Source organism: Stenotrophomonas sp. STEN054, assembly GCF_056854535.1.
This window is the reverse complement of the sequence record NZ_JBXFWG010000108.1, coordinates 1-2,747: the sequence shown is the minus strand read 5'-3', so window position 1 is coordinate 2,747 and position 2,747 is coordinate 1. Positions and strand designations below refer to the sequence as shown.

Here is a 2,747-nt window from a genome sequence, read left to right as displayed (position 1 = left end):
CACGGGGGTCGGCGGGGGGGGGCCCGTAGAGGGGCACGGCGTGAATACGTCCATGCAGCCTCGGTCGCGCCATCCATGGCGCTCACGCCCCCTCAACCGGACCCACCCCGCCTTCGACAGTTTCCTGCGATCTGTTGGAACGTGCTGCTGATGGTGGGTGCCGACCGTTGGTCGGCACGGATGAATTCATTCGATATCCGACAGATTTCATCCACGCATGGCGTGGCTCTACTGGCCGAGCTCTGACCCCAGAAGAATTTCGATAGCTGACAGATATGCCGACCAACGGTCGTCACCTACCAGAGCCGCGTGGAACAACAGTCGCCGTTACCCACAGCCGCGTGAGCCTGTCGAAGGCGGGGCACTGTGGGTTTGCGGGGTGTGAACCGCATGGATGCGGCGACCAAGCCCCCATGGACGGGTTTACGGCGTCCCCGCAAACCCACAGTGGCCCGCCATCCCACGGAATGCCGCTCTGGCTTTGGCTTTGGCCGTTGCCTTGAGCAGGTGCAGGGCGCAGCCCTGCTCGACCAACCCTACACCGTGATGGTCTGGGTCAGCGACTCCCACGTCGGCGGCACCGGCCACGCAGCCGCCTGGTTGCCATCCAGCACCCGCCGCAGGTCGCGCGGATCAATCTGCGGTGCCAGCACATGGACCAGTTCCAGCGCGTAATCACGCAGCACCCGGTCGCGCGGCAGCACCGCCCACGCGATGCACTCGGTGATCGGCTCCGGCGCCGGCCACGCGCGCAGGTCTTCGTCGTTTGCACTCACGGCCATCTCGGCCAGCAGGCCGACACCGAGGCCGGTGCGCACATAGGTCTTGATCAGGTCCGCATCCAGCGCGGTCAACGCCAGGTCCGGCACCAGGCCGTTGGCTGCGAAAGCACGCTGCAGCGAGGAATTGGGGCGGGTGGAGGATTCGTAGCTGATCAGTGGCTGGCGGGACAGCGCGGCCAGGTCCGGCGCGCGGCCGGCGCGGTCCAGCGGGTGGCCCTTGGGCACCACCACCAGCCGCCGCCAGCGGAACAGCGGCACGGCGATGCCATCGGTCGGTTCGCCACCGGCCGTGCTGATGATCGCGATATCGGCATCACCCTGGTTGAGGCGGTCCAGCGCATCGGCCTCACCTGCCTGCTGCAGGTGCACGCTCACCTGCGGGTAGGCCTGCTTGATCGCCGCCACCGCCGGCGGCAGCACGAAGCGCGCCTGGGTGTGGGTGGTGGTCAGGATCAGCTGGCCCTGGCTTTCGCGCCGCTGGTTGGCGGCGTAGGTGCGGATGTTGTTGGCCTCGGCCAGCACCGCGCGGGCGCGGGAGATCACTTCGGTACCGGCCGGGGTGACCGATTCCAGGCTGCGCCCCTTGCGCACGAACAGCAGGAAACCCAGCTCGTCCTCCAGCTGCTTGAGCTGCTTGGACAAGCCTGGCTGGGTGGCGTGCACGCGCGAGGCCGCGAGCGTGATGTTCATCTCGGCGTCGGCGATGGCGACCAGGTAGCGCAGCTGGGTGAGCGTCATGGCGGGCGGGGGCGCGGGGGGCGGAGGTCCACTCTAGGGTCTATTGCCATCACCAGCTTATAACCAAACGTTGTTTAAGAAAGGCATCTGGTCATTTCCGGGCGTCATAAGCCGGCGCTACGGTCAGCCGGCAGCCGCTGGCCTGAACGGCCAGCCTCCCCCTTCCGCCCGCCGGTCCCCGGCGCGGCCCGCTTCCGGAGCGCTTCCATGGCCCTGTACGACTCCATCCTCGACACCGTCGGCAACACCCCCATCGTCAAACTGCAGCGCCTGGCCCCGCAGGGCGTCACCGTGTACGCCAAGGTCGAGTCGTTCAACCCGGGCGGCTCGGTGAAGGACCGCCTGGCGCTGGCCATCATCCTCGACGCCGAAGAACGCGGCCTGCTCCAGCCCGGCGACACGATCGTGGAGGCCACTTCGGGCAACACCGGCGTGGCCCTGGCGATGGTCGCCGCCGCGCGCGGCTACAAGTTCGTCGCCACCATGGTCGAGACCTTCTCGGTGGAGCGCCGCAAGCTGATGCGCGCCTATGGCGCCAAGGTGATCCTGACCCCGGCCGCCGAGCGTGGCAGCGGCATGGTGCGCAGGGCGCGCGAACTGGCCGAAGAGCACGGCTGGTTCCTCGCCAGCCAGTTCGCCAACCCGGCCAACCCGGCCTACCACCGCAACACCACCGCGGCGGAGATCCTGCGTGACTTCGCCGGCAAGCGCCTGGACTACTTTGTCAGCGGCTGGGGCACCGGCGGCACCCTCACCGGCGTCGGCGAAGTGTTGAAGGTCGCCCGCCCGCAGACCCGCATTGTCGCCACCGAACCGGCCGGCGCCGCCCTGCTGAAGGGCGATGACTGGAAGCCGCACAAGATCCAGGGCTGGACCCCGGACTTCGTGCCGGACGTGCTCAACCGCGACGTGGTCGATGAACTGCTCACCGTCGAGGACGACCGCGCCATCGCCACCGCGCGCCGCCTGGCGGCAGAGGAAGGCATCTTCGTCGGCATCTCCGCTGGCGCGACGCTCGCCAGCGCGCTGGACGTGGCCGCCCGCGCCGAGCCGGGCGCGGTGATCCTGGCGATGCTGCCGGACACCGGTGAACGCTACTTCTCCACCCCGCTGTTCGCCGATGTGAACGAAGGTTCCGACGACGACTGGCTGGCCGGCCTGCCGTAAGCGGCACGGGGTCGTCAACCCACCTGTCTCTTATACACATCTGACGCTGCCGACGCCGGA

2 protein-coding genes are annotated in these 2,747 nt (G+C 68.4%); one reads left to right on the top strand and one right to left on the bottom strand.

Annotated features, from left to right (window positions below; translation table 11 throughout):
• Positions 1–536: 536 nt before the first annotated feature.
• Positions 537–1,520: a LysR family transcriptional regulator gene (locus tag AC1VXD_RS19820; RefSeq protein WP_108769818.1), complete on the bottom strand. Its 984-nt coding sequence runs from the start codon at positions 1,518–1,520 to the stop codon at positions 537–539.
• 207 nt (positions 1,521–1,727) lie between these two features.
• On the opposite strand from AC1VXD_RS19820, the gene cysK reads away from it, so the two are divergent.
• Positions 1,728–2,687, top strand: coding sequence for a cysteine synthase A (cysK, locus tag AC1VXD_RS19815; protein ID WP_482993479.1), 960 nt, complete (start codon positions 1,728–1,730; stop codon positions 2,685–2,687).
• Positions 2,688–2,747 lie beyond the last annotated feature (60 nt).

Coding starts and splice junctions, on each gene's coding strand:
- cysK (WP_482993479.1), top strand. CDS start 1,728: ATGGCCCTGTACGACTCCATCCTCGACACCGTCGGCAACACCCCCATC.
- AC1VXD_RS19820 (WP_108769818.1), bottom strand. CDS start 1,520: ATGACGCTCACCCAGCTGCGCTACCTGGTCGCCATCGCCGACGCCGAG.